The sequence below is a fragment of the Aeromonas ichthyocola genome, assembly GCF_046087985.1.
In the GTDB taxonomy this organism is placed as follows: Bacteria; Pseudomonadota; Gammaproteobacteria; order Enterobacterales; family Aeromonadaceae; genus Aeromonas; species Aeromonas rivipollensis.
The window spans coordinates 241,035-263,857 of the sequence record NZ_JBJSWH010000003.1; the positions used below are offsets into that span (position 1 = coordinate 241,035).

At 60.2% G+C, this 22,823-nt stretch carries 14 protein-coding genes and 2 pseudogenes; 4 read left to right on the forward strand and 12 right to left on the reverse strand.

Features of this window, described 5'->3' with window-relative positions; all coding sequences use genetic code 11:
* Positions 1-54: 54 nt before the first annotated feature.
* The 3 genes and pseudogenes from ACF2JD_RS09880 to ACF2JD_RS09890 all read right to left on the reverse strand — a co-directional run bounded on the left by ACF2JD_RS09880 (position 55) and on the right by ACF2JD_RS09890 (position 3,883).
* Positions 55-2,593 (reverse strand): annotated as a pseudogene (locus ACF2JD_RS09880) (MlaD family protein).
* A 58-nt stretch (positions 2,594-2,651) separates the two neighbouring features.
* Positions 2,652-3,261, reverse strand: a pseudogene (locus ACF2JD_RS09885) (paraquat-inducible protein A).
* Positions 3,239-3,883: a paraquat-inducible protein A gene (locus ACF2JD_RS09890; RefSeq protein WP_106886778.1), complete on the reverse strand. Its 645-nt coding sequence runs from the start codon at positions 3,881-3,883 to the stop codon at positions 3,239-3,241. The pseudogene ACF2JD_RS09885 and the gene ACF2JD_RS09890 overlap by 23 nt, the downstream one beginning before the upstream one ends.
* A 255-nt stretch (positions 3,884-4,138) precedes the next feature.
* Here ACF2JD_RS09890 and ACF2JD_RS09895 point away from each other — a divergent pair, with 255 nt between their 5' ends.
* The 4 genes from ACF2JD_RS09895 (at position 4,139) to fabA (ending at position 8,829) form a co-directional block, all read left to right on the forward strand.
* On the forward strand, positions 4,139-4,444 hold the full coding sequence (locus ACF2JD_RS09895) for a YebG family protein (protein WP_106886777.1): 306 nt from the start codon (positions 4,139-4,141) through the stop codon (positions 4,442-4,444).
* Positions 4,445-4,732: 288 nt separating this feature from the next.
* The gene (locus tag ACF2JD_RS09900; protein WP_440987314.1) at positions 4,733-6,010 is read left to right on the forward strand and encodes a tyrosine-type recombinase/integrase; all 1,278 of its coding nucleotides are present in this window, start codon (positions 4,733-4,735) and stop codon (positions 6,008-6,010) included.
* 203 nt (positions 6,011-6,213) lie between these two features.
* Positions 6,214-8,190, forward strand: a complete 1,977-nt coding sequence (locus tag ACF2JD_RS09905) for a Lon protease family protein (protein WP_106886765.1) — start codon at positions 6,214-6,216, stop codon at positions 8,188-8,190.
* 78 nt (positions 8,191-8,268) lie between these two features.
* Entirely contained in the window at positions 8,269-8,829 is a 561-nt protein-coding gene (gene fabA, locus ACF2JD_RS09910) for a 3-hydroxyacyl-[acyl-carrier-protein] dehydratase FabA (protein ID WP_106886764.1), read from the forward strand.
* Positions 8,830-8,913: 84 nt separating this feature from the next.
* Here the strand turns inward: fabA and rmf are convergent, their stop codons facing one another.
* The 9 genes from rmf to ACF2JD_RS09955 all read right to left on the reverse strand — a co-directional run bounded on the left by rmf (position 8,914) and on the right by ACF2JD_RS09955 (position 22,762).
* Positions 8,914-9,093, reverse strand: a complete 180-nt coding sequence (gene rmf, locus ACF2JD_RS09915) for a ribosome modulation factor (protein WP_005315693.1) — start codon at positions 9,091-9,093, stop codon at positions 8,914-8,916.
* 158 nt (positions 9,094-9,251) lie between these two features.
* On the reverse strand, positions 9,252-10,898 hold the full coding sequence (locus ACF2JD_RS09920; RefSeq protein WP_440987315.1) for a DUF3466 family protein: 1,647 nt from the start codon (positions 10,896-10,898) through the stop codon (positions 9,252-9,254).
* An 8-nt stretch (positions 10,899-10,906) separates the two neighbouring features.
* Positions 10,907-12,817, reverse strand: a complete 1,911-nt coding sequence (gene uup, locus ACF2JD_RS09925; protein WP_440987316.1) for an ATP-binding cassette ATPase Uup — start codon at positions 12,815-12,817, stop codon at positions 10,907-10,909.
* A 68-nt stretch (positions 12,818-12,885) separates the two neighbouring features.
* On the reverse strand, positions 12,886-13,116 hold the full coding sequence (locus ACF2JD_RS09930; RefSeq protein ID WP_111910621.1) for a glutaredoxin family protein: 231 nt from the start codon (positions 13,114-13,116) through the stop codon (positions 12,886-12,888).
* Positions 13,116-15,287 (reverse strand): bifunctional 23S rRNA (guanine(2069)-N(7))-methyltransferase RlmK/23S rRNA (guanine(2445)-N(2))-methyltransferase RlmL, encoded by a 2,172-nt coding sequence (gene rlmKL, locus ACF2JD_RS09935; RefSeq protein WP_262110379.1) that lies wholly within the window; start codon positions 15,285-15,287, stop codon positions 13,116-13,118. Before rlmKL ends, ACF2JD_RS09930 begins: the two co-directional genes overlap by 1 nt.
* A 285-nt stretch (positions 15,288-15,572) precedes the next feature.
* Positions 15,573-16,109, reverse strand: coding sequence for a cell division protein ZapC (locus ACF2JD_RS09940; protein WP_111910623.1), 537 nt, complete (start codon positions 16,107-16,109; stop codon positions 15,573-15,575).
* An 85-nt stretch (positions 16,110-16,194) separates the two neighbouring features.
* Entirely contained in the window at positions 16,195-17,205 is a 1,011-nt protein-coding gene (gene pyrD, locus ACF2JD_RS09945) for a quinone-dependent dihydroorotate dehydrogenase (protein ID WP_440987317.1), read from the reverse strand.
* A 46-nt stretch (positions 17,206-17,251) separates the two neighbouring features.
* The gene (locus ACF2JD_RS09950) at positions 17,252-22,093 is read right to left on the reverse strand and encodes an NAD-glutamate dehydrogenase domain-containing protein (protein ID WP_440987318.1); all 4,842 of its coding nucleotides are present in this window, start codon (positions 22,091-22,093) and stop codon (positions 17,252-17,254) included.
* Between the two features lie 447 nt (positions 22,094-22,540).
* Positions 22,541-22,762 (reverse strand): DUF2835 family protein, encoded by a 222-nt coding sequence (locus ACF2JD_RS09955; RefSeq protein WP_106886756.1) that lies wholly within the window; start codon positions 22,760-22,762, stop codon positions 22,541-22,543.
* Positions 22,763-22,823 lie beyond the last annotated feature (61 nt).

Sequence of the window (22,823 nt, forward strand, 5' to 3'; positions counted from 1 at the left end):
AAATAAACAAGCCCGGCATGCAGGCCGGGCTTGAGTCAAAGGGTCAGGGGAACATCAGGGCTGGATGCGTGGGCTCCACTCCAGCCACTCCTTCTCCGCCTTGCCATAGAGCGGGTAGTGGTGGCCGGCCTTGACGGTCGGCCCCATCTCCCGCTCCGGGGTGTTGAAGGCGATGCCGCCGGTCAGCAGACTCTGCACGGTTTCCACCTCTATGGTGCCGCCAGTCAGGCCGATGTCGGCCTTGACCCCGGACACGTTCCAGAAGCGGCAGTTGGCCCGCACCAGATGGGCATACTCCTGCTCCACGTTGACGTCGATCACCACCTCGCTGCCATCCCGGGCCAGCGCCACCTTGGTCACGCTGCCCACCACCATCTTGCGAAACAGCAGCGGGCTGCCAACGCTCAGGCCATTGACGGAGGGGCTCTTGAGGGTCAGGGCCAGACCGGCACCGGGCCGCTCTGGCTCAGGGGGAAGCGATCTTGCCCGCCCCTTGCCGGGCTCGCCTCGACAAAGGCCCCCTTGATCAGGGTATCGAGGTGGGCCACACCGCCCAGCCCCAGCTTGGCCTGCACCAGGGTAAAGCGGGCGCCGGATTGCAGGAAACGCTCGGCATAGTGGCCATCCAGCTCGGCCTTGAAGATCACCTGCCCAGGGTCGGCTCCAGCTCAATCTGTTCAATCTTGCCGATATCGACCCCGCGATAGCGGATCGGACTGCCAACCCCGAGCCCGGGTTGCTCTCGGCCACCAGGGAGAGGGGCGCACCTTGGCCTTGGCCTGCTCCTTGTTGTCAAACAGCTGATGGCTGCTGCGGCCGGTACCCAGATAGTCGAACTCGATGGCGCCGCGCAGCAGGGTACCGAGGTTGCCCACCTTGACCTGCACGCCATCCACCCGCACCTTGGTATCGATGGCCGGCTTTTTCCAGAATTGCGGTCTGCTGCGGGCGAGGAGGGGGCATAGACACCCATCAATCTCGAGCTCGATCTCCACCCCTCTTTGGCGGCGCGCAGCTGTTTGACCTTGCCCGCTTCCAGCCCCAGATAGAGCACGGGGAGCCGATGCCGATGCCATCAGCCTGATCGGCCTTCAACAACCAGCGCTGGGGCTTGGCATCACGAGTACCGAGCAGTGCCAGCTCCTGCTGGGGTAGAGCCGGTCGATCCGCTCGCCGGCTGGGGCCTGCACCAGCTTGATGCCGCCGCCAAGCCAGGCGCTGGCCGGGCTGGTTTCCACCTTGATGCCGCTCAGATCGGCATCGATCTGCAGCGGCGCAGCGCGATAGAAACGGGCTCGGTTGAGCAGATGGCTGATACGGGCTCATCACCAGGGCGACGCTGGCATTGCCGCGCCCATCCAGGGTAAGCTGGCTGATCCGGCCCACCTGCAGCCCCTTGTACCAGACCGGCGCATCTTCGATTCAACCGGCCAGATCCTCGGCCTGCAGCGTCACCTTGATGCCGCCTGGGGAGCGCGATCGGTCAGCGTCATGGCGCGCCTTTTGCCCGCCACATAGTCGAGGCGAATGGCCGGGCCCGCCAGCAGGCGATCCGCATGTTGCACACCGGTCAGCGAGAGGGAGACGCTCTCCCACACCAGACGGCTCTTGTCGGTAATGCGATATGCCTGCTCCGGATTGATCAGCGCCGTCACCACCCGCCCCTTGTCGGTCAGGCGAATGGGGTCGATGCGGCCAATTTCGATCCCTTCATAGAGGATGGGCATCCCCTCCTTGATGGGCAGATCGCCCGCCAGGATATCGATGCGCTCGCCGCGGGCCGCCTCGGCCAGCCCTTTGTAGAGGGTAAAATTTGCCCTTTCTCGGCTCTGGAGAGGCTTTGGGGAGAGTCGAAGGCGATGCCGCCGCTCAGGATGGAGGTGAGACTGCCCGCCTCCACGTTGACCCCGGCCAGACTGAAGGAGCCCTTGATGCCGCTGATGTTCCAGAAGCGGGTATCGGCTTTGATCAGATGTTCGAAACGAGGCTCGATCACCAGATCCAGGACACGTTCTGGTTGTCTCGCCAAGGCGGGTATTGATGACGCTGCCCACTTCGATGCCGCGGAAAATAGAGTTTGGCGCCGATGCCGACCGAGCCCAGCGAGTCGGCGGTCAGGTGCAGCATCCGCCCCTGAGCCTGATAGCCGGGGGGAGGGCCCTCCAGCGCATCGAACTCTCCTCCAGCGGATTGTTGTCACGCCCGGGTTGCAGGTTGATGTAGTTGCCGGAGACCAGGGTATCGAGACCGGAGATCTCGGTCAGCGATGCCTTGGGGCTCACCAGCCAGAAGGCTGACCCTTTGCGGATCAGTGGCGGGCCCGGCTGTCTATCTTGGCCATCACCGCTATCTTGCGACCATCCTCGGCCAGCTCCAGCTCCTGCACCACCCCGATGGCCACCCCCTGATAACGGATCTGGGTTTTGCCCGGCAAAATACCGTTGCCCTGGGCGAAGTTGATGCGAATAAGTTGGCCACTGCTGGCAAACTGCTGATAGAGAAAGCCCCCCGCCAGCAGCAGGGCTATAAAGGGCAGCAACCAGACTGGCGATAACCAGCGGCGCTTTTCAATGACGGGTTCAGCCCCGATCATACCGACTCCTTATTGGCTGGATTAAACAGCACATCAGATACAGAAAAGAGAACAGGCATCAACGGGCCGCCTTATCCCACAGTAACCGGGTATCCAGCATGCGGGCTGACATCATGGTCAGCACCACCACACCGGCAAAGGCGGTGGCACCGGGGCCGGCCCGGACGCTCAGCATGACGCCGCGATCGACCAGCGCCACCATCAGCGAAATGACAAACAGGTCCAGCATCGACCAGCGGCCGATGAAAGTCGATGATGCGATACATCAAAAGCTGGCGTTTGCGGCGTACCGGCTTGGCCCGTTGCAACTGCCAGCAGATCCAGCCCAGCCCCAGTATCTTGCCGATGGGGACTATGATGCTCGCGGTCAGCACTATGGTGGCGATGCCCGACATCTTGCTGCGATAGAGCGCCATGATACCGCTGAAAATGGTATCGGACTGCAGTAATCCCTTGTTGTAGAAGTGGGTGATGGGCAGCAGATTGGCGGGCAGCAGCATGAAGGTGGCGAGCGCCAGCAGGCCCCATGACCAGGCGAGCGAACGGGGGATCCGCATCTGCAGGGGGCTGTGGCAGCGAGGGCAGCTCATGGCACTTTGGTAGCGCACCAGCAGGCCGCAGGTGTGGCAGCGGCAGAGCCCGAGTTCACGGGCGCTGGTCGGTATCATGATCCGGCTCCTGCGAGGCGTTGTGCAGCGGTATCCGCTCCCAGTAGGGGGCGGGGTCGAAGAGAATGAGCAGCGTCATGTTGAGCAGCATCAATATCCCCAGGCTGAGCAGACCGCCCCCCAGACGCACGTCGGCGATGTCGATCAGCTTGAACAGGGCGACCATCAGGCTGACGATGTAGACCTCCAGCATGGCCCAGTGCCGGAACACCTCCACGGCCTTGAGCGTCGGGGCCAGCATGTGCCAGCGTTTGGCAAGGCCGGAGGCAAGCGCAAAGATGCCGAGCAGCAACCCCGCCGGCGCCAGCACGGCGCACCAGAGCACCAGGCTCGCCACCCAGAGTTCCCCCTCCTCAAACAGCATCAGAATGCCTTTGAGCAGGTTGGCATCGGAGTTGACCCCGGCCAGGCGCAGGTAGAGCAGGGGCTCGAAGAAGGCGGAGGGGAGCAGCAGGAAGCCCGTGATGGTGAGGGCCATCAGCTGGGAAGGACGAAAAGCATAGCGCCCATAGAGATGCTGGTGACAGCGCGGACAATGGGCGTGACGACGCAGGGGCAGCAGCTTGCGTTCGATCAGCAAGTCACACGCCGGGCAGACGATCACGGAGTGGGGATCCGACATACGATTCAACCTGTTGAAGGAATTGATAAAATTTACCCTAAATCGCCCTCGCTGTCTTGCCGGAGCGAAACCTCTGGCCAAGAAAAGATGGCCTGGCGGCCAACCCGCTGGGCCATAGAGAGAAACACTGAACACGGTTGCCGGACCAGGGGGAGCTGATGCGGTGATGGGCGCGGTGGCGGATCCTGAGTGTTATTTGCAACACTGTATATTCATACATATACTTGCAGTCACTATCATGAGGAGGACGCCACTATGGCCGTTGAGATCAAGTATGTTGTCGTGCGTGGGGGAGTGGAGAAGATGACCTTTGCCAGCAAGAAAGAGGCGGATGCCTATGACAAGCTGCTGGATACCGCCGATGAACTGATGACGCTGCTGGCCGGGGCACCGGTTCAGCTGGCACCCGAGCAGCAGGAGAGCCTCGCCTTTTACCTGGCCGAGCAGCGGGATCTGCTGCAAAACGTGCTGCGCGGTGGCAAGGGGCAGGGGATCAGCCCCAAGGAAGAGAAGGTGGACGCCGAGAAGCCCAAGGGTAAATCTCTCAAGAGCGTGGCCTGACAGAATAAGGGCGGGGCAGGGCGTCCAGCCCTGGCTCCCGCCCCACAATATTCAAGAAGAGTCCATTTCCAGTCATTTTTGTCGCTATTTACCCCGAGAAATTTCCAACAAGACTGCATAGTCATTGAATAAACACCATATACCATAGTGTCCGCGGTCCGCCAGGGAAGCCTTGACGACTCATCCCCGGGCCATCTGGCATCCCCTGATGCCGATAACCCCATTTATCGGCATCAGGATTGCGCGGCGCCGAGCCAGCTTCACACAACAAGACTCACAAGCACCATCATGACTCATCCGTCACTGCCACCCGCCATGCCGTTGTTCGATAATCTGCTCCATCTGGAGGCGGGCAATCCCCAGGTCAACCAGTATCTGGCCACTCTCAGCCTGGGCAATGTACCCGATGCCGGCCTCGTCTATGAGCTGGCCGTCGACTGGCTGCTGGAGCAACGCCACAGCGAGAACAACTACAAGACCTACCGCAGCGAGCTGACCACCTTCCTGCATTGGTGTTTCTGCGAGGTGGCCATCAGTCCCAAGGATCTCACCAGGCGCATCATGATGCGCTACCTCGACTACTGCCAGGCTCCGCCACAAGGGCTTATCGCATACCGAAACGTGGCCCAGTTCGTGCTCGACAAGGAGTGGGGAGAGCGCTTGCCCAACCCCTTGTGGCGACCGTTTCTCGGCAAGCGGGAGCTGGGCCGCGAGCTGCCATACCGTCTGAGCGAGCAGGCGATGAAGACCAAGCTCGCCATACTGTCGGCCTTCTTCCAGTTCCTGATCCAGGAGGAGTACATGGACCGCAATCCAGCGCTCCTGCTGCAACGGGTGAAACGGCCGGACAGCCAGGATGCCGGTGAAGAGGCCCAGTCCTTTACCGAATTGCAATGGTCCTATGTGATGCAGGCCGCCGAGCTGCTGGCAACCGAATGCCCGGCCCAGCATGAGCGCAGCCGGTTTCTCATCTGCCTCATGTACGCCTGCTATCTGCGTATCTCCGAGGTGGCGGCCAGACCGGGCTTCAGCCCCGTCATGAGCCAGTTTCGCCGCGACAGCAAGACCGGCGTCTGGGGCTATGACATACCACGCAGCAAGGGCGGCAAACGCCGCACCGTGGCCGTCTCCCAGGCCTTGTTGGATGCACTGGCACGTTATCGCACCTTTCTTGGGCTCTCGCCGCTGCCAGCCCCGGGCGAACAGACGCCGCTCTTCGTGCGCCACAAGGCGGCGGCCCATGGCCGGGAGCAAGGCGAGCTCAACGCCAATCTCGGGATCCGCCAACTGCGGGATCTGGTGATTGCTGTCTTCGAGCAAGCGGCCAGCCTGGCCGAGCAAGATGGCTTTGCCCAGGATGCCGCCGAGATGCGCAATCTGACGCCGCATTCCATTCGCCATACCGGCATCACCCACGACATCAACCTGCATGGCCGGCCACTGTCACACGTACAGGCAGACGCGGGACACGACAGCATAGACACCACCTCCAAATACCTGCACACCGGCAACAGCGAACGCCACGAGAGTGCCAACCATAAGCCGCTGGATCGCCTGCATGAATGAGTGTCCGTGTGCAGACTGCGCAAAGTTGCTACCCAGCGTATCTGCCAAACGTTATATTGCGGGAAAATATGCCCGCCAATCGCCTTCATACAGACCGCGCATAATGTATATTATGTTAAATTATGTATGCTTGTTTCCTGTTACCGCCAATTGAACTGTGTATAATGGAAACAATTGATCCTATCCCCGACCGGATGTCTTAAGTGGCTGAATTAACATCAGAACAATTAAAACCCGCTTTCACGATTGAGCAGTTCCCCACGCTCAGCGAGCTCGAACCCATCCCTTTTGCCGCCCTGCAACCCAGAGCCATTTCCGGCATCAAGCGACTGGCCAGTTTTGATGGTGACTGCCCGGTCATGCTGCTCAACGGCTTCCCGGGTGCGGATTATGAGAGTGTCTGCCAGACCTTGATCGCCTCTTCCAATGGCAAGGATGGCGACCTTTTCGATCTCTGTTACACCGAGAACCTCAACAACCCGTTCAAGCCTATCTGGCTGCGCCTGCAACCCGGTACCGGGTTCGAATTCTGCGAGATGGTTGGCGAGCTGCTCAAGCTGATGAGCCATCACCTGGATGCCGAGCGCCTGGTCACCCGCATCATCCGCAAGCAGGAAAATGACCCCAAGATCGTGGACTTTCTCTCCGATCTGGCGGCGCACGTGGCCCAAGGTCTCGAATTCCAGCACCCGGTGCTCATCAACCTGCTGATCCATCACGAAGAGCAGCAAGCCCCCGTCATCTATGGCCGGGACCTGAACTGGGACACCCTGTTTGGCTCCATCAACTATCAGACGGAGCAAGGCTCCGTCTATGCCAACCAGCACTTGCTGGAGCCGGGCCTGCTGCGGGAAGCCAACGGCGGCTATCTCATCCTGCAACTCGACGAGCTGCTCGATCAGCCCCATCTCTGGTTCAAGCTCAAGAACGCCATGCAAAAAGGCGAGCTGGACTGGAATGCCTATCAGGAAGGCAAGACCCTGACCCCCTTCTTCACCCCCGAGGCTACGCCTATCCGGTTCAAACTGATCCTGGTGGGCGACCGGCTGGAAGTGGCCGAGTTCCAGATGCTGGACAGAGACATGTCCGAGCGCATCTTCCTGCGCGCCGATCTGGTGTCCGAGGTGAACATCGAAGAGGACTTGCCCGAGTTCTTGCAATACCTGGCCTGGCTGCGGCTGCGCTGGAACCTGCTGGACTTCACTCCGGGTGCCCTCCTCGCCCTGTGTCGCCATGCCAGCCGTCTCTGTGACCATCAGGAGTGGCTCTCCCTCTCGGAGGTGCAACTCAGCGCCATCATGCGCATGGCCGACAGCCTGGCCCGCGAGCTCGAGGCGGAGAAGGTGACCGACGAGCACATACTGCTCGCCCTGGAGGAGCAGGATTACCGCCTCAACTACCTGGTGGAGCAATCCGATCAGGGGGTCATCGATGGCCAGATCCTGCTGCAGACCGACGGTGAAGAGGTCGGCCAGATCAACGGCCTCTCCGTCATTCAGGTAGCCGGTCATCCTTATGACTTTGGTGAACCGGTGCGATTGACCGCCACAGTGCATCTGGGGGATGGCGATGTGGCCGATATCGAGCGCAAGGCAGAGCTCGCCGGCCACATTCATGCCAAGGCGATGATGATCATCCACGGCTATCTCTCCAACAAGTTCGGCGCAGAGAACCCCTCGCCGCTCTCGGCAAACCTGGTGTTCGAGCAGTCCTATCACGAGATTGACGGCGACAGCGCCTCTCTGACCGGTCTGTGCGCCCTGCTCTCTGCCCTCGCCCGCCAACCCATCTCCCAGCGCTTCGCGGTGACCGGCGCTGTCGATCAGTTCGGCAACGTGCAAGCTGTGGGTGGCGTGAACGAGAAGATCGAAGGCTTCTTCCGGGTGTGCAAGATCCATGGCATCACCGGCAAGCAAGGCATCATTTTGCCCGGTACCAACGCCCAGCAGCTCAACCTCTCCGATGAGGTGATTGCCGCCGTCGAAGCGGGCCAGTTCCATATCCACCCGGTGGATCATGTGGAAGAGGCCATCGAATTGCTGACCGGCTGTGTGGCCGGCGAGCCAGACATGCCGGACACCCTGTTTGGCCGGATCCAGGACAGACTGGATGAACTCAATGGCACTGCACCCAAGAGTGGCGTGCTGCGCAACCTGCTGGGCCGTCTATTCGGCCTCTAAATAAAGTGATCGGAGTTGTTTAGCGAACAACTGTAAGCTAAATTGGCCCGGCTTTGACCCATATGAAGGATAAACAGCGTGACCCTAGATAACGACACCACTAATACCCACCTCTCCCTGTGTGAACAAGGTAAAGAGTCGTTTACCCGTGAAGAGCTGCTTGCCTGCAGCCGTGGCGAATTATTTGGTGAGGGTAACAGCCAACTGCCCGCCCCCAACATGCTGATGATGGATCGCATCGTCAAGATCACTGACAACGGTGGCGAACACGGCAAAGGCGAAATCCTGGCCGAACTCGATATCACTCCGGATCTCTGGTTCTTCGACTGCCATTTCCCTGGCGATCCCGTCATGCCGGGCTGTCTGGGTCTGGATGCCATGTGGCAGCTGGTCGGTTTCTTCCTGGGCTGGAAAGGCGGTCCGGGCAAGGGACGCGCTCTGGGCGTAGGCGAGGTGAAATTCACCGGTCAGATCCTGCCGACCGCCAAGAAAGTGACCTACAAGATCACCTTCAAGCGCGTCATCAACCGCAAGCTGGTGATGGGCATTGCCGACGGCGTGGTCGAGGTGGATGGTCGTCCCATCTACAGTGCGACCGACCTGAAAGTGGGCCTGTTCAAAGACACCACCGCATTCTGATCTGCTCTGACCCGGTCAGAGAGTGACAACGTAAAGGGGCCGCTATGGCCCCTTTCCTTTTTGCAATGAGTGATGAAGTCTCGGTTACTTCATGAAGAGGCCTGAGCCTCGCCCCTCCATGGCGTCGCGCCAACCACCAAGCCAGTGCCCTCTGGCATCCAGGCATTGGTACGGACACGCTTCTTTCTGTTTGCCGACTACGCCAGCCTGATAACCACGAGCGCGTGCTCTTTCCAGACGGTCCCGTTTCTGTCTCTTCATCATCTACGACCCTCTTCGTGGAACAAAAAAGCGACCAAGTTTTCACCGGGTCGCTTTCATCTTTACCCCAGGGGGGAAGCAGGGTCAAACAAAAAATTCCATGCTATTCAGACGTTGTGACACAAGATACTGAACTGCATTAATTTTTGATGACACATTTTTTATCGCTGGTAACGGCGCAGCCAGGCGAAGGGCAAGGCCAGCAGAGTCAACCAGAACAGGCTGCCACCACCACCATCTTCACCATCCTGACCGGTCTGGTTGTTGACCGGGGGATTGCTCACCACATATTCAGCGGGCTTGTTGCCCTGATAGTCCGCCACGGCCGGTGTCAGCTTGACGGCGACCACGGTCGCGTTGGTGCGCAGGTTCAGATCGCTCTCGCTATTGTAGCGATAGGCGGTGGCGGCTATGGTGCCATCACTGCTGATGCCGCTGGCGTAGGCGATGTGGTAATACTTGCCATTCTGGGCACACTGCTTGGCACCGGCATCATCCAGACCACAGATCAGATCGTTCAGGTACCAGTTGTTGCTCGGGGACGCCGCATTGAGCAGGAAGGCTTCCTGCATGCGGTTGGTGCCGTTGGCCACAGGCTGGGTCTGATGACGGGAGTCACGCCAGCCGACCACCATGTTGTGATCGTTGATGGCAGCGCCTTCTGAACCGGAGCCAGAGAGCGGCTTGTCCTGCAGGGGGATGCTGGCCGCAGAGCTCGGATTGTTCAGATTGAACAGGAACATCTCGGTCGGCCGGTTCTGACCCTTGTTGATGCTGTAACGTTGGTTACCGATCACATAGCCATTCTCGTTGACAGACACAGCCCAGCTATTTTGCAGCACGCTGTCATCCTTGCCAGGCTCGCCATCGGGCAGCGGGATGATCTTGGTGGCCCCCACTGTGCCGGCATCGAGGTCCAGGGTCCAGTAGCTGGCCAGGTTGCGGCCGTCGAGATCCCCCGACCCTACCTCACCGGTGGAGCTGTAGCCCACGCCGTACAGGGTGCCGTTGAATGTCGCCGCATCGAATGCGGAGGCGGTCTGCAGCACTTCGTCGCGCTGACGGCCATAGTCGCTGGCCTGAATCAGCTTGTTGAAACCACCCGAGCTATTGAGCAGCCAGAAGCTGGCCTGGGTATCGACCCCGGGGCAGTAACGGAAGTCACCATATTCATCGTCATTGCCAGCGAAACACCAGTTATAGAAGTCACCGCCCACGTTGTGGCGGTACTTGCCGCTGGCGGCTGTCCCTGTCACCAGGTACTGACCGTTGTCCAGCTTCTTGATGCTGGTCGGGACGCTCAGGCTGTGGGTGCCGGCGGCATCTTTCAGCTCGACCGGGTTACCGTCATTGATGATGGCAAAGGCGGTGCGCAGCTTGCCGTCCATCTTGTAACCCGCCCGATCGGTCGGGGCATCCCCCAGGGCCGTTACCAGGCCATCGGTCTGAGTGGTGGCAACATAGCCGATGCCGCTGCGCTGATCGACACCATCGAGGAAATCGCGGCGCCACTGGTAGGCAAAGCCCGGATTCTCGTCCCAGAAGGAGTCACAGACGGAGCTTGAAAGGAAGCAACCCTGCTCGAAGCGGAAACGATCGACCAGGAAGTCGGCAGAACGCACGGTCGAGAAGTACTCGGCCATGTTGTTCTTGGTGTTGATCCCGATGAGTCCGCTGCCATCGGTACTGATCCCGCTGGCATATCCTTTGACTTCGTCATCGACAATGGTGAAGAAGGAGCTTTGTGCCGCCTGCGCGTTGAGGCTGGCGCCGACCAGGATGGCCAGCATGGATAATTGCTTTTTCATCTACTTCCTTAGTCTTGATGTTTCAACGCTTCCAACTCCTCCCAACGGGAGAAGGCGTGTTCCAATGCGGCCTCTGCCGCATGCAATGCATCCAATTTGGACTGGGTCTGCTCCGCCGGCAGGGAGAAGAAGCCGGGATGGTTGATCTCCGCCTGCAGGGCATCGAGTTCCGTTTCCAGCTGCTCCAGCCGGGCTGGCAGATTATCCAGCTCCAGTTGCAACTTGTAAGAGAGTTTGCGTGTTTTTTTCGCCGGCTCCGCCGCCAACGCGACAGGCTCTGCCACCTTGGCCGCGGCCGCCCTGGTCGCCTGTTGCTGACTCTGCTGGGCCCGGGTGGCCATCATGTCGGCATAGCCGCCCACATAATCGCTGATCCGCCCATCCCCTTCAAACAGCCAGCAGCCGGTCACCGTATTGTCGATGAAACGGCGATCGTGGCTGACCAGCAGCAGGGTGCCCGGATAATCGGTCAGCAGCTCTTCCAAAAGTTCCAGCGTTTCGACATCCAGGTCGTTGGTTGGTTCATCCAAAATCAACAAGTTACTGGGTTTGAGGAACAGCTTGGCCAACAGTAGACGGTTTTTCTCGCCCCCTGACAAGGCCTTGACCGGGGTCCGCGCCCGTTTGGGTTCAAACAGGAAGTCCTGCAGGTAGCCGAGGATATGGCGGGAACGGCCGCGCACCATCACTTCCTGCTTGCCCTCCCCCACGTTGTCCACCACTGTCTGCTCGGGATCGAGCTGTTCGCGGTACTGATCGAAATAGGCGACTTCCAGGTTGGTGCCGCCCTTGACCAGCCCGCGGCTCGGCTCGAGCTGACCCAGCAAGAGCTTGATGAGGGTCGATTTGCCGCAGCCGTTGGGGCCGACCAGGGCAATCTTGTCGCCCCGCAGCACTTGCAGATCCAGCCCCTGGAACAGGGTGCGATCGCCAAAGTCCAGGCCGAGCCCTTCGGTTTCGAACACCAGCTTGCCGGAGCGGTTGACGTCGTCCATCTGCAGCTTGGCCTTGCCCTGCAGCTCGCGGCGCTGGCTGCGCTCCATGCGCATCGCCTCGAGGGCGCGCACCCGGCCTTCGTTGCGGGTACGGCGGGCCTTGATGCCCTGACGCACCCACACCTCTTCCTGGGCCAGCTTGCGGTCGAACTCGGCGTTTTTCAGCTCCTCGACCCGCAGCCACTCCTCCTTCCCTTGCAGGTACTGATCGTAATTGCCGGGCCAGGAGGTGATGGCGCCCCGATCGAGATCGATGATCCGGGTCGCCAGCTTGTGAATGAATTCCCGATCGTGGGAGATGAAGACGATGGCGCCGCGAAAATCCTTGAGGAACTCTTCCAGCCAGTTGATGGCGTCTATGTCCAGGTGGTTGGTCGGCTCGTCCAGCAGCAGCAGATCCGGGTCACAGGCGAGCGCACGGGCCAGGGCCACCTTGCGCAGCCAGCCACCAGATAAACTGTCGAGGGTCACGTCGGGATCCAGCCCCAGCAGGGTCAACACCTGGCTGATGCGAGTCTCGAGCTGCCAGCCGTTCTGATAATCGAGCTGCTCCTGCAACTCGCTCATCTTGCGGATGTTGGCATCGGAGGGATCGTGGCCCAGCTCCAGGGAGATGTGGTGATACTGCTTGAGCAGCTCCCCCACCCCGGCCAGCCCTTCGGCGGCATAGTCGAACACGGTCAGCTCGCTCGAGGCGGGAGGATCCTGCTCGAGACGGGTCACCTTCAAGTCCTGCTGCAACACCAGACGGCCGTCATCCAGGGAGAGCTCACCGGCGATGACCTTCATCAGGGTGGACTTGCCCGCCCCGTTGCGCCCCACCAGACAGAGGCGCTCGCCACGCTCTATGGTCAGCTCGGCATTGTCGAGCAGCGGGAAATCACTGAACGACAGACAAGCGCCGTGCAATGTCAAAAGTGCCATGTTTGTTCCTTGTTACTTATGAAAAAACGGGCGGCAGACTCTGCCCCCGTTTCATCGTCAAATCAGCCTCACCCCTGATGGGCAAGCCAGCCCTTGAGCTGTGCCAGGGTGAAGGGCCAGCCCAGTTCGCGGCCGGCGTCATCCCGAAGCACAGGGATGCGCACCCGGTAGGCCGCAAGCCACTGCTCGTCCTCCATGATGTCACACTGGCGAGTACTGGCGGCAAGGCCAGCCTCCTCCACCAGCGCCCAGGCCTGTTCGCACAGGTGGCAGCCGTCGGTGTGAAACAGGGTCAGCATCAGGCCTGCGTCTCGGCGTGGGTGATGATCCAGCAGTTGTGGATATGCTGGTTGCGCTCAAAATCCTTGGGCCGGGTCTTGCCGGTGATGTTCTGGGCCTTGAGGCCGGCGGCCTCGAGACCGGCCAGATCCATCTTGAAGTGGCGCTTGTTGTTGGAGAACACCAGGGTGCCGTCCGCCGCCAGCAGGCGTTTGAGGTGCTGCATCAGCAGCAGGTGATCCCGCTGCACGTCGAAGCTCTCGTCCATCCGCTTGGAGTTGGAGAAGGTGGGCGGATCGATGAAGATGAGATCGTACTGATCTTCGGCCTCGGAGAGCCACTTCAGGCAATCGGCCTGGACGAACTTGTGCTGACGACCCACCAGCGAGTTGAGCCGCATGTTGTCCTGCGCCCAGTTGAGGTAGGTGTGGGACATGTCCACAGTCGTGGTTTCGCTCGCCCCGCCAAGGCCCGCGTGCACGGTGGCACTGCCGGTATAGGCGAACAGGTTCAGGAAGCGCTTGCCGCGGGCCATTTGACCCAGCATGCGACGGGTCTGACGGTGATCGAGGAAGAGGCCGGTATCCAGGTAGTCATAGAGGTTGACCCACAGACGGGCGCCGTACTCCTGCACCTCCATTCTGTGCTGCTCTTCGGAGAGCTTCTGGTACTGCTGCTTGCCTTCCTGACGCTCGCGCACCTTCAGGATCACCTTCTCGCCGTCCATGCCGGTCACCTTGATGGCGGCCTGCACCATGTCGAGCAGACGCTGACGGGTCTTCTGGGCGGGAATGTCCTTGGGCGCGGCGTACTCCTGCACCACCAGGTAATCCCGATAGCGGTCGATGGCGGCGTTGTATTCCGGCAAGTCGGCGTCATAGAGGCGATAGCAGTCGATCCCCTCCTTGCTGGCCCACTTCTCGAGGGTCTTCAGATTCTTGCGCAGACGGTTTGCGAAGTCCTGGGCCACCTCTTTCTGGGAGGCCACGGAGTCGAGCGCTATCTGGTAGTTGCGCAGCTGGCACTCGAGGGCACCGTTGAACAGACGATATTGCTTGTCGGCCCGCAGGCGCAGGCAGCTCAGCAGCTCAGGCGAGGCAGACAGAATAGTGACCTTCCAGCCCTGGAAGCTGCGGCGCAGGGCATCGCCCAGGGCCTGGTGCACTTCCAGCAGGGCCGGGAACTCCCCCAGACGCTCGCCATAGGGCGGGTTGGAGATCAGCATGCCGACTTCGCGGGCCTCCCCTTCTGCGGCGGCTTGCGGCAGCGGGTTCTCAAGCGCGGTCACGTCGGCCTGCTTGAAGGTGATGAGGTGGGCCACACCGGCCGCCTTGGCATTGTCGCGTGCCTTCATCAGCACACGAGGGTCGGCATCGCAGCCAAACAGCTTCACTTCACAGCGCTGCATGCCACGCTTGGCGCGCACCTGGGCTTCCATCATCAGGCTCTGCCACAGATCGCCATCGTGTTGCAGCCAGCGATCGAAACCGAAGCGCTCCCGGCGCAGGGCCGGCGCCATGTCGGCGGCGATGAAGGCCGCTTCGATCAGCAGGGTGCCGGAACCGCACATGGGGTCCATCATGGGCTCGCCGGTCCAGCCGCTGCGCGCAATCATGGCGCAGGCCAGGTTCTCTTTAAGGGGCGCTTCGCCTGTGCCCTGACGGTAGAAGCGCTGATGCAACGCCGGGCCGGACAGGTCCAGGGTTATGTTGGCCTTGCCCTTGCCCAGGTGCGCCATGATGCGAATGTCCGGCGACTTCTTGTCGACGTCCGGGCGCACATGGCCGCGCTTGGTGAAGCGGTCAACTATGGCATCCTTGATCTTCAGCGCGCCGTACTGGGTGTTGCGAATGGCCGGGTTGGTACCAGTGAAGTCCACGGCTATGGTGGCGGTACCGGGGAAGTGCTCTTCCCAGGGAATGGTGTGGGCACCGAGATAGAGATCCAGATCGTCGTTCATCTGGAATTCGGAGAGCACCAGCACGATGCGGGAGGCAAAACGGCTCCACAGGCAGGCCTTGTAGCCGATGGCCAGTTCGCCTTTGAAGTGGACGCCGGCCACGGTCTCACGGACCTGCTCCGCGCCCAGGGTGGTCAGCTCGACGGCCAGCAGGTTTTCCAGCCCCTTGGGGCAGGTTGCAAAAAATTCTTTCATCACGCTCACGGGGATGCCATAAAAATAGTGCCGCATTATACCTTATCGGCCCGCACTCGGCATCCGAACCTTGGGGTTCGCGCGAATATAAAGGGGCTGGCCGGCGCAATGGCTACCATTTTTTGCTCTTGTCACCGGCACAGAGGGCGCGGGCTCGATGAGGCGACTCAATATCCAGTGCAGAAGGGTGTGCGCCGAGCGGCGACGAATTGACTCAAGGAAGGTGCCGCAATGGCATGGGAGAGACGAGCGATAAATAATCGGCGTCGGTTATTCCGAGGGCGTATGAATATCAACCAAAAATAACGTGCAGAGGCAGCATCAGCTGACCTGTCGATATTGTGCCTGGGCACGGGTCCTGGTCTGCATCCGGTTATTCATCACCTTGATCACCGCGAACCTTGGCAGGATCTTGCTGGCGGTCAGCACCAATTCCTCGGTCAGGTTCAGGCAGACGCTCGCCTGTTCCCCGGCCTCGATGACCATGAACTCTCCCCTGCCATGGGATGTCTGCATCCACACCAGGGAGCCCATATCCGGCGAGCAATGAGTCTGCTGTTCATGAAAGAACCAGCTTTGTGGCATCAGGGGTTTATAAAAGCGGCTGACGGCGATGGCATTGAGTACCAGCTGAACCTGATGGGGAACACTCCAATCGAGTTCGGCGGCCTTGTCCATCAATTGATAATAGAGGGCGGCATCGTCGACACAAAAGGGCTGGGTCGTGAAGGAGCTGGGGACGAGTTGTCGCCCCTTATATTCGGTGGCGAATATCATGCGATCGGATAAATCCAGCATCAGACGATCATCCTGAGCATCATAATGCCACTGCCAATTGTCATTGGGTTGGATACACATGGAGTTGCCCTTACTTAAGCCGTCCCTCGACTTTATTCCATGTCGAGAATTTGAGCAACTTTAAATAAGGGCAAGCGGTTATCTTTTAAATATGGGTAACTATCTCTTTGACCAGACTCGGGCCCTTATAAATAAAGCCACTGTAAATCTGGACCAGACTGGCACCCGCTGCCAATTTCTCCCGGGCAGCCATGGCGCTGTCAATACCACCCACCCCTATGATAGGCAGGGCCCCATTAAGGGCCTTGGCCAGCTGGCGGATCACCTCTGTGCTCTTGTGCTGGAGCGGACGGCCACTGAGACCACCAGCTTCACCGGCATGGGGCATGTCATAAATCATGTCACGCTCCAGGGTGGTATTGGTGGCGATGACGCCATCGATCCCGTTTTTGATCAAGGAGGCGGCTACCTGATTAATTTCATCTAGGCTGAGGTCGGGGGCAATTTTAACGGCAAGGGGGACGTACTTCTTATATTGTACGGCCAGCTCCTGCTGCCGAACCTTGAGGGCAGCCAGCAACTCATCGAGCGCCTCGCCATATTGCAGCGAACGCAACCCCGGGGTGTTGGGAGAGGAGATATTGACGGCGATATAACCGGCATGATCATAAACCTTGTCCATGCAGATCAGATAATCGTCCTTGCCCTGCTCTATGGGAGTGTCCTTGTTCTTGCCGATATTGATGCCAATCACCCCCTGATATTTGGCCTCTTTCACCTTGGCCACCAGATGATCGACACCCTTGTTGTTGAAACCCATCCGGTTGATGATCCCTTCCGCCGGAATTACCCGGAACAACCGCGGCTTGTCATTTCCGCTCTGGGGCTTGGGGGTCACAGTGCCTACTTCAATAAAACCGAACCCCATGGCACCAAATGCGTCGATACACTCCCCGTCTTTATCGAGGCCGGCAGCCAGTCCCACCGGATTGGCAAAATTAAGCCCCATGACAGTGACGGGGCGTTGGGGGAGTGAATGACGGAAGAAACAATCGAGCGGTGTACCGAGAAGGCGGGGCAAATACTTGATGGAGAGATCGTGTGCCTGTTCCGGATTGAGTTTGAACAGAAAATGCCTGGCGAGGGGGTACAGCATGTTTGCTCCTTAAAAAAGCCCCGGCAACTGGCCGGGGCTTTTGGGGTTATGCCGAGGTTCGGCAATTCAACTGGAGCAGGTTCAACTCTCGCAAGGCCACCGAGAACTTGGCGAACTCGTGAGTACTCGTGGTCTTGAAGTCGGCCAACATATGGGTCCAACGGGACAAGAGTTGCTCATGCTCCGAAATCCAGTCGGCCAGTATGGTAGCGCATTCCCCCTGCTCTTTGCACCCTTCCAGTACCACTGAGGTGAGGCTGCGTTGCTGCCAGTCCAGATCCTCGCGGAAGGAGGCCCTGGCCATCGCCTGCCAATGGTTGCCCACCGGCTGATGGTTGATCTGCTCGAGGAACCAGTGCAGATCCAGCTTGGCGCCGAGGCGGTAGTAGACGTTGGCGGCGCGCACTATGTCGGTCTTGTGCTCCGCGGCAATCTGCGCCAGATCCAGGCTGGAGAACAGGCTGCTCATGTGGGCGACCTGACGGGCGATGGCTTCCGGCACCTGTTTGGCCACCAGCTCCGCGACCTTCTGCTGATGCTCAGCCACTTCGCTCTCGTCCATCACCTCGTAGAGGTGCTCCCCCAGGGTCTCGAAGGCCGGACGGAAGAAGGCGATGTTCTCCCCTATGCTCCAACTGCGGTTGCGGGCACGCAGGAACCAGCGGGTGGCACGGCGCACTATGCGGCGGCTGTAGAACATCAGCTCAAGCTGGGTGTTGGCATCCACCAGGTTGTCACAACCCTCGATGTCGCGCCACAGGGTCCCCAGACCGAACACCTCACGGGCCATGGCGAAGCAGCAAGCCACTTCGGCCACAGAGGCACCGGTTTCGTCCTTCATCCGGCTGGCGAAGTTGAGCCCCATGTCGTTGACCAGCATGTTGGCCACCCGGGTCGCGATGATTTCGCCGCGCAGCGGGTGCTGGGCCAGCTCGGCACCGAACTGCTGCTGCAACTGGGCCGGGAAGCTGGTGACCAGCATGTTGGCGAGGAAGGGCTCCTCGGTCACTTCCGGGCAGTTGAGCTGCTCTTTCAGTACCATCTTGCCGTAGGCCACCAGCACGGCGAGCTCGGGACGAGTCAGCCCCTGCCCTGCCGCCATCCGCTCGGAGAGCTCCTCGTCGGAGGGCAGGAACTCCAGCGCGCGGTCCAGCTTGCCTTCTCGCTCCAGCCCCTGGATGAAGCGCTGCTGCTCTTTCAACTGCTCGGCGCCACGGAAAGCGGTGACCGAGATGGACTGGGACTGGCGATAGGCGTTGGTGATGACGATCTGCGCCACATCATCGGTCATCTCGTACAGCATCTGGTTGCGCTGCTTGAGGGTCATGTCACCTGCGGCCACCAGCTGGTTCAGCAGAATCTTGATGTTGACCTCGTTGTCGGAGCAATCCACCCCGCCCACGTTGTCGGTAAAGTCGGTGTTGATGTGACCGCCCTGGCTGGCGTACTCCACCCGACCCAACTGGGTGAAGCCAAGGTTGCCACCCTCGCCCACGATGCGGGCACGCAGGTCACGGCCATTGACCCGCAGCACGTCGTTGCTGCGATCCCCCACATCGGCGTCGCTCTCGCGGGCGCTCTTCACGTAAGTGCCGATGCCGCCGTTCCAGAGCAGATCCACGTTGAGGCAGAGTAGCGCCTTGATCAGCTCGTTCGGGGCCATGCTGGCCTTGTCGGTGCCAAGCAGGGTCTGAATTTGCGGGCTCAACTTGATGGACTTGGCGGAGCGCAGGAAGATGCCGCCCCCTACGGAGATGAGCTCACGGTTGTAGTCATCCCAGCTCGAGCCCGGTAGCTCGAACAGCCGCTGCCGCTCGACGAAGCTCTTGGCCGCATCGGGAGTCGGGTCGATGAAGATGTGCATGTGGTTGAAGGCGCCCACCAGCTGGGTGTGCTCGGAGAGCAGCATGCCGTTGCCAAACACATCGCCGGCCATGTCACCTATCCCCACGCAGGTGAAGTCGGTGGTCTGGCAGTTGACGCCGATCTCGCGGAAGTGACGCTTGACCGATTCCCAGGCGCCGCGCGCCGTGATGCCCATCTTCTTGTGGTCATAACCGACCGAACCGCCGGAGGCGAAGGCATCCCCGAGCCAGTGGCCATACTCCTGGCTTATCTCGTTGGCGATGTCGGAGAAGGTGGCGGTGCCCTTGTCGGCGGCCACGACCAGGTAGTAGTCATCCTCGTCGTGGCGTACCACGGATTTGGGCGGGATCACCTCCCCCTTGATGATGTTGTCGGTGACATCGAGCAGACCGCGAATAAAGAGGCGATAGCAGGCCTTGCCCTCTTCCTGGATGACGGCGCGGGGCGCCCCCACCGGCATCTGCTTGCAATAGAAGCCGCCCTTGGCGCCGACCGGCACTATGACGGTGTTCTTCACCTGCTGCGCCTTGACCAGACCCAACACCTCGGTGCGGAAGTCCTCCTTGCGATCGGACCAGCGCAGGCCGCCACGGGCCACCTTGCCCCAGCGCAGATGCACCCCTTCCACCCGCGGCGAGTAGACGAAGATCTCGAATTTGGGCAGCGGCAGCGGCATGTCGGTGATGCTGGCCGGGGCCAGCTTGAAGGAGATGTAGGGCTTGGCTTGACCCTCCTGATCCGGCTGGTAGTAGTTGGTGCGCAGGGTGGCGTCGATCATCTCCATGTAGCGGCGGATGATGCGATCGTCGTCCAGGTTCGCCACCTGATCCAGCTTGGCGGCGAGCTGCTCGTGCAGCTTGACCTGTACCTTGGCATCCTGCTTGATGGCGGGATTGAGGCGCTGTTCGAACAGGGTGAACAGCAGCTCTGCGATGTCGGGGTAACGGGTCAGGGTCTCCTCGATATAGGACTGGCTGAAGGAGACGCCGGTCTGGCGCATGTATTTCGCATAGGCGCGCAGCACAGAGACCTGACGACCGGTGAGGCCGGCCCCCAGCACCAGACGGTTGAAGCCGTCATCTTCAAGGTTCTTGTTCCAGATGGCGGCGAAAGCCTGCTGGAAGCGCTGCTGGCTCTGGGCCAGATCGAATGGCTGATCGCCGCGCAGCAGCATGGAGAAGTCGAGGATCCAGAAGATCTCGCCGCTCGGGGTGCGTACCTGGTACGGGGTCTCGCCGATGACGCGCAGTCCCATGTTTTCCAGCATGGGCAGCACGTCAGAGAGATGGATGGGCTCGGTGCGGTGGAACAGCTTTAGGCGCACCCGGCGATCGTTCTCTTCTTCCTGGGCGCGGTAGAACAGCATGCCCAGGGGCTCGGCTTCACTCAGGCCATCGAGGGCCATGATGTCGGCGACCGCAGAGCCCGGCAGCACGTCTTCCTTGTAGGCACGGGGGAAGGCGGTGCTGAAACGGCGGCGCAGCTCGTTGCCACGGGCCTCCCCGTAATGGGAGAGCAGCACGGAATCCAGGCGGTCGTCCCAGCTGCGGGCCGCTTCAATCAGGTTGTTCTGTACTTCGTTCACATCCACATCCACGTTGTTGTTGTTGACCCGCACTATGTAGTGGGTCCGTGCCAGCACGCCCTCGGTGAAGTAGACGTTGAACTCCACCTCTTCGCTGCTGCCAAAATACTTCTGCAAAATCTGTTGGGTCTTGACTCGCAGCGCCGTGTTGTAGCGCTCCTTGGTGACATAGACCATGCAGGAGAAGAAGCGGCCGTAGACATCCCGGCGCACGAACAGGCGCAGCATGTCGCGCTCCTGCATCTCCAGCACGCCAAGACCTGTGGCCAGCAGCTCCTCTTCCCGGGCCTGGATCAACTCGTCGCGGGGATAGGTCTCCAGCACGTTCAGCAGCGCCTTGTAGGCGTGGGAACCCTTCTCGTGACCGGAGGCGGCCATGATGCGCTCGAGGCGATGGCTGATGAGGGGGATCTGGGTGGCGCTGGTGTTGTAGATGGAGGAAGCGTAGAGACCGATGAAGCGATCTTCCCCCACCACCTTGCCGTGTTCGTCGAAGCGCTTGATGCCGATGTAGTCCACATAGGCCGGGCGGTGTACCCGGGACTTGGAGTTGGACTTGGTGAGGATCAGCAAGTCAGAGCTCAGGGCCGCGTGACGGGCGCTGGCGGGCATGTTGCCAAGGCGCTGCCCCTCGTCCTTGATGGAGTTCTTCATCAGGCCGAGGCTCGACTCCGGCAGCGGCAGGATCTCGTGATCCCCCTCCACCGCTTTCACGTCATAACGGCGATAGCCCATCAGGGTGAAGTTGTGGGCGGCGACCCACTTGAGGAAGGCTACACAAGAGTCGACCTCTGCCTGGCTGACCGGGTTCTTGCGCTTGGGCAGCTCCTCGATGATCTCGTTGAGGCGACCCAGCATGGGCTGCCAGTCCCCCACCGCCAGGGCCACTTCCCTTGCCACCGAGTTGAGCTCGGCGGTCAGGGCATCCATCTGTTCCTCATCCGTAAGATGATCGATCTCGATGAGGAAGGCGGTCTCGACCGAGGTCTGGGAGGCCGTGTTGTCCAGATCCAGGATGGCGCCTATCTTGCCATCGCTGCCGCGAATCAGGTGCAGCGGCTGGTGCAGCATCATGTGGGCCGTGATACCCCGGCGCTTGAGGGCCATGCGGATGGAGTCCACCAGGAAGGGAGAGTCCTGCAGGATGATCTCGACGATGGTATGGGGAGACTGCCATCCGTGGCGGGTCAGCTCGGGGTTGTAGACCCGGATATAGGGCTCTGTGCTGGTGCGCTGGTTGAGCGCATTCCACAGGCTGAGCGCCGCCCCGTAGAGATCGCTGTCATTGCGATCGTGCAGGTCGGTGCTCGCCATGTTGCCGTAGAACTTGGCGACGAAGCATTCGACCAGGGAGGCGCTGTTCTTGGGCAATTTCTGATGGATCAGGCTGAGAACGTTTTCGAGCAGAACTGAGGTAGGGGCGTCTTTCAATGCCATTGCTAGTTTCCTTATCGGACGACATCACAGACACGGCGACATCCACCCAGGATGCGCGCCGGTACAGAGTTGCTGCGAAGTGTAATGACTTGGATCGAGGAAGGCGAGCAAAGGTGATAACGGGATGTTAAAAACAAGGGGCAGATCACGGCTTGGGTTGTGATAAATTTTGCCAAGTCGCTAAAATTTAGAAAATCGCACTGGTTGTCAGTCGATTTACCGGATAGATAGTGACTTAAAGCAGATATTTACCCGGAATAATGTTCATGTTTTGTTAATTTATGCGTTTTGGGCTATCGGGGCGCTCATCGTCCTGCATTTGACACCGCAAGCAGGGGTATTCCCCTCTAGTAGGACGCTCACACCAGCGGTTCGACTACGGCAAGCGACCCTTTCGAGGCAAAGGCCACCGGGATGAACTGCGCGCTCTTGGATGGTGAGCGGCCCTCAGGAGATCCTCTCCAGGCGAACAAAGCGGTGATCCTCCTGGGTGACCAGCCGAAAGTGGCCGTGCACCCCGTTGACGCTGACAAAGGAGCGGATCTTCTCCAGGCCCAGCTCTATGGTCAACCCCTGCTCGGTGCGCACCACCAGGCGTCTGGCCTGGCCCTGGTACATCAGCATGATCTCGTCGCGGCCAAGGGCCAGCCGAAAGGTGTACTGCCTCATTCCCCCTCCTCTTGATGAAAAACGGGCAGGAGAGCCTGGCTCCCCTGCCCGTGACCAGCAC

What these genes read in the sequence shown, in the direction of transcription:
- ACF2JD_RS09890 (WP_106886778.1), bottom strand. Translation starts at nt 3,883, where the DNA reads ATGTCGGATCCCCACTCCGTGATCGTCTGCCCGGCGTGTGACTTGCTG.
- ACF2JD_RS09920 (WP_440987315.1), bottom strand. Translation starts at nt 10,898, where the DNA reads ATGAAAAAGCAATTATCCATGCTGGCCATCCTGGTCGGCGCCAGCCTC.
- ACF2JD_RS09930 (WP_111910621.1), bottom strand. Translation starts at nt 13,116, where the DNA reads ATGCTGACCCTGTTTCACACCGACGGCTGCCACCTGTGCGAACAGGCC.
- ACF2JD_RS09940 (WP_111910623.1), bottom strand. Translation starts at nt 16,109, where the DNA reads ATGTGTATCCAACCCAATGACAATTGGCAGTGGCATTATGATGCTCAG.
- ACF2JD_RS09900 (WP_440987314.1), top strand. Translation starts at nt 4,733, where the DNA reads ATGACTCATCCGTCACTGCCACCCGCCATGCCGTTGTTCGATAATCTG.
- ACF2JD_RS09950 (WP_440987318.1), bottom strand. Translation starts at nt 22,093, where the DNA reads ATGGCATTGAAAGACGCCCCTACCTCAGTTCTGCTCGAAAACGTTCTC.
- rlmKL (WP_262110379.1), bottom strand. Translation starts at nt 15,287, where the DNA reads ATGCGGCACTATTTTTATGGCATCCCCGTGAGCGTGATGAAAGAATTT.
- pyrD (WP_440987317.1), bottom strand. Translation starts at nt 17,205, where the DNA reads ATGCTGTACCCCCTCGCCAGGCATTTTCTGTTCAAACTCAATCCGGAA.
- ACF2JD_RS09955 (WP_106886756.1), bottom strand. Translation starts at nt 22,762, where the DNA reads ATGAGGCAGTACACCTTTCGGCTGGCCCTTGGCCGCGACGAGATCATG.
- uup (WP_440987316.1), bottom strand. Translation starts at nt 12,817, where the DNA reads ATGGCACTTTTGACATTGCACGGCGCTTGTCTGTCGTTCAGTGATTTC.
- ACF2JD_RS09895 (WP_106886777.1), top strand. Translation starts at nt 4,139, where the DNA reads ATGGCCGTTGAGATCAAGTATGTTGTCGTGCGTGGGGGAGTGGAGAAG.
- rmf (WP_005315693.1), bottom strand. Translation starts at nt 9,093, where the DNA reads ATGATGAAGAGACAGAAACGGGACCGTCTGGAAAGAGCACGCGCTCGT.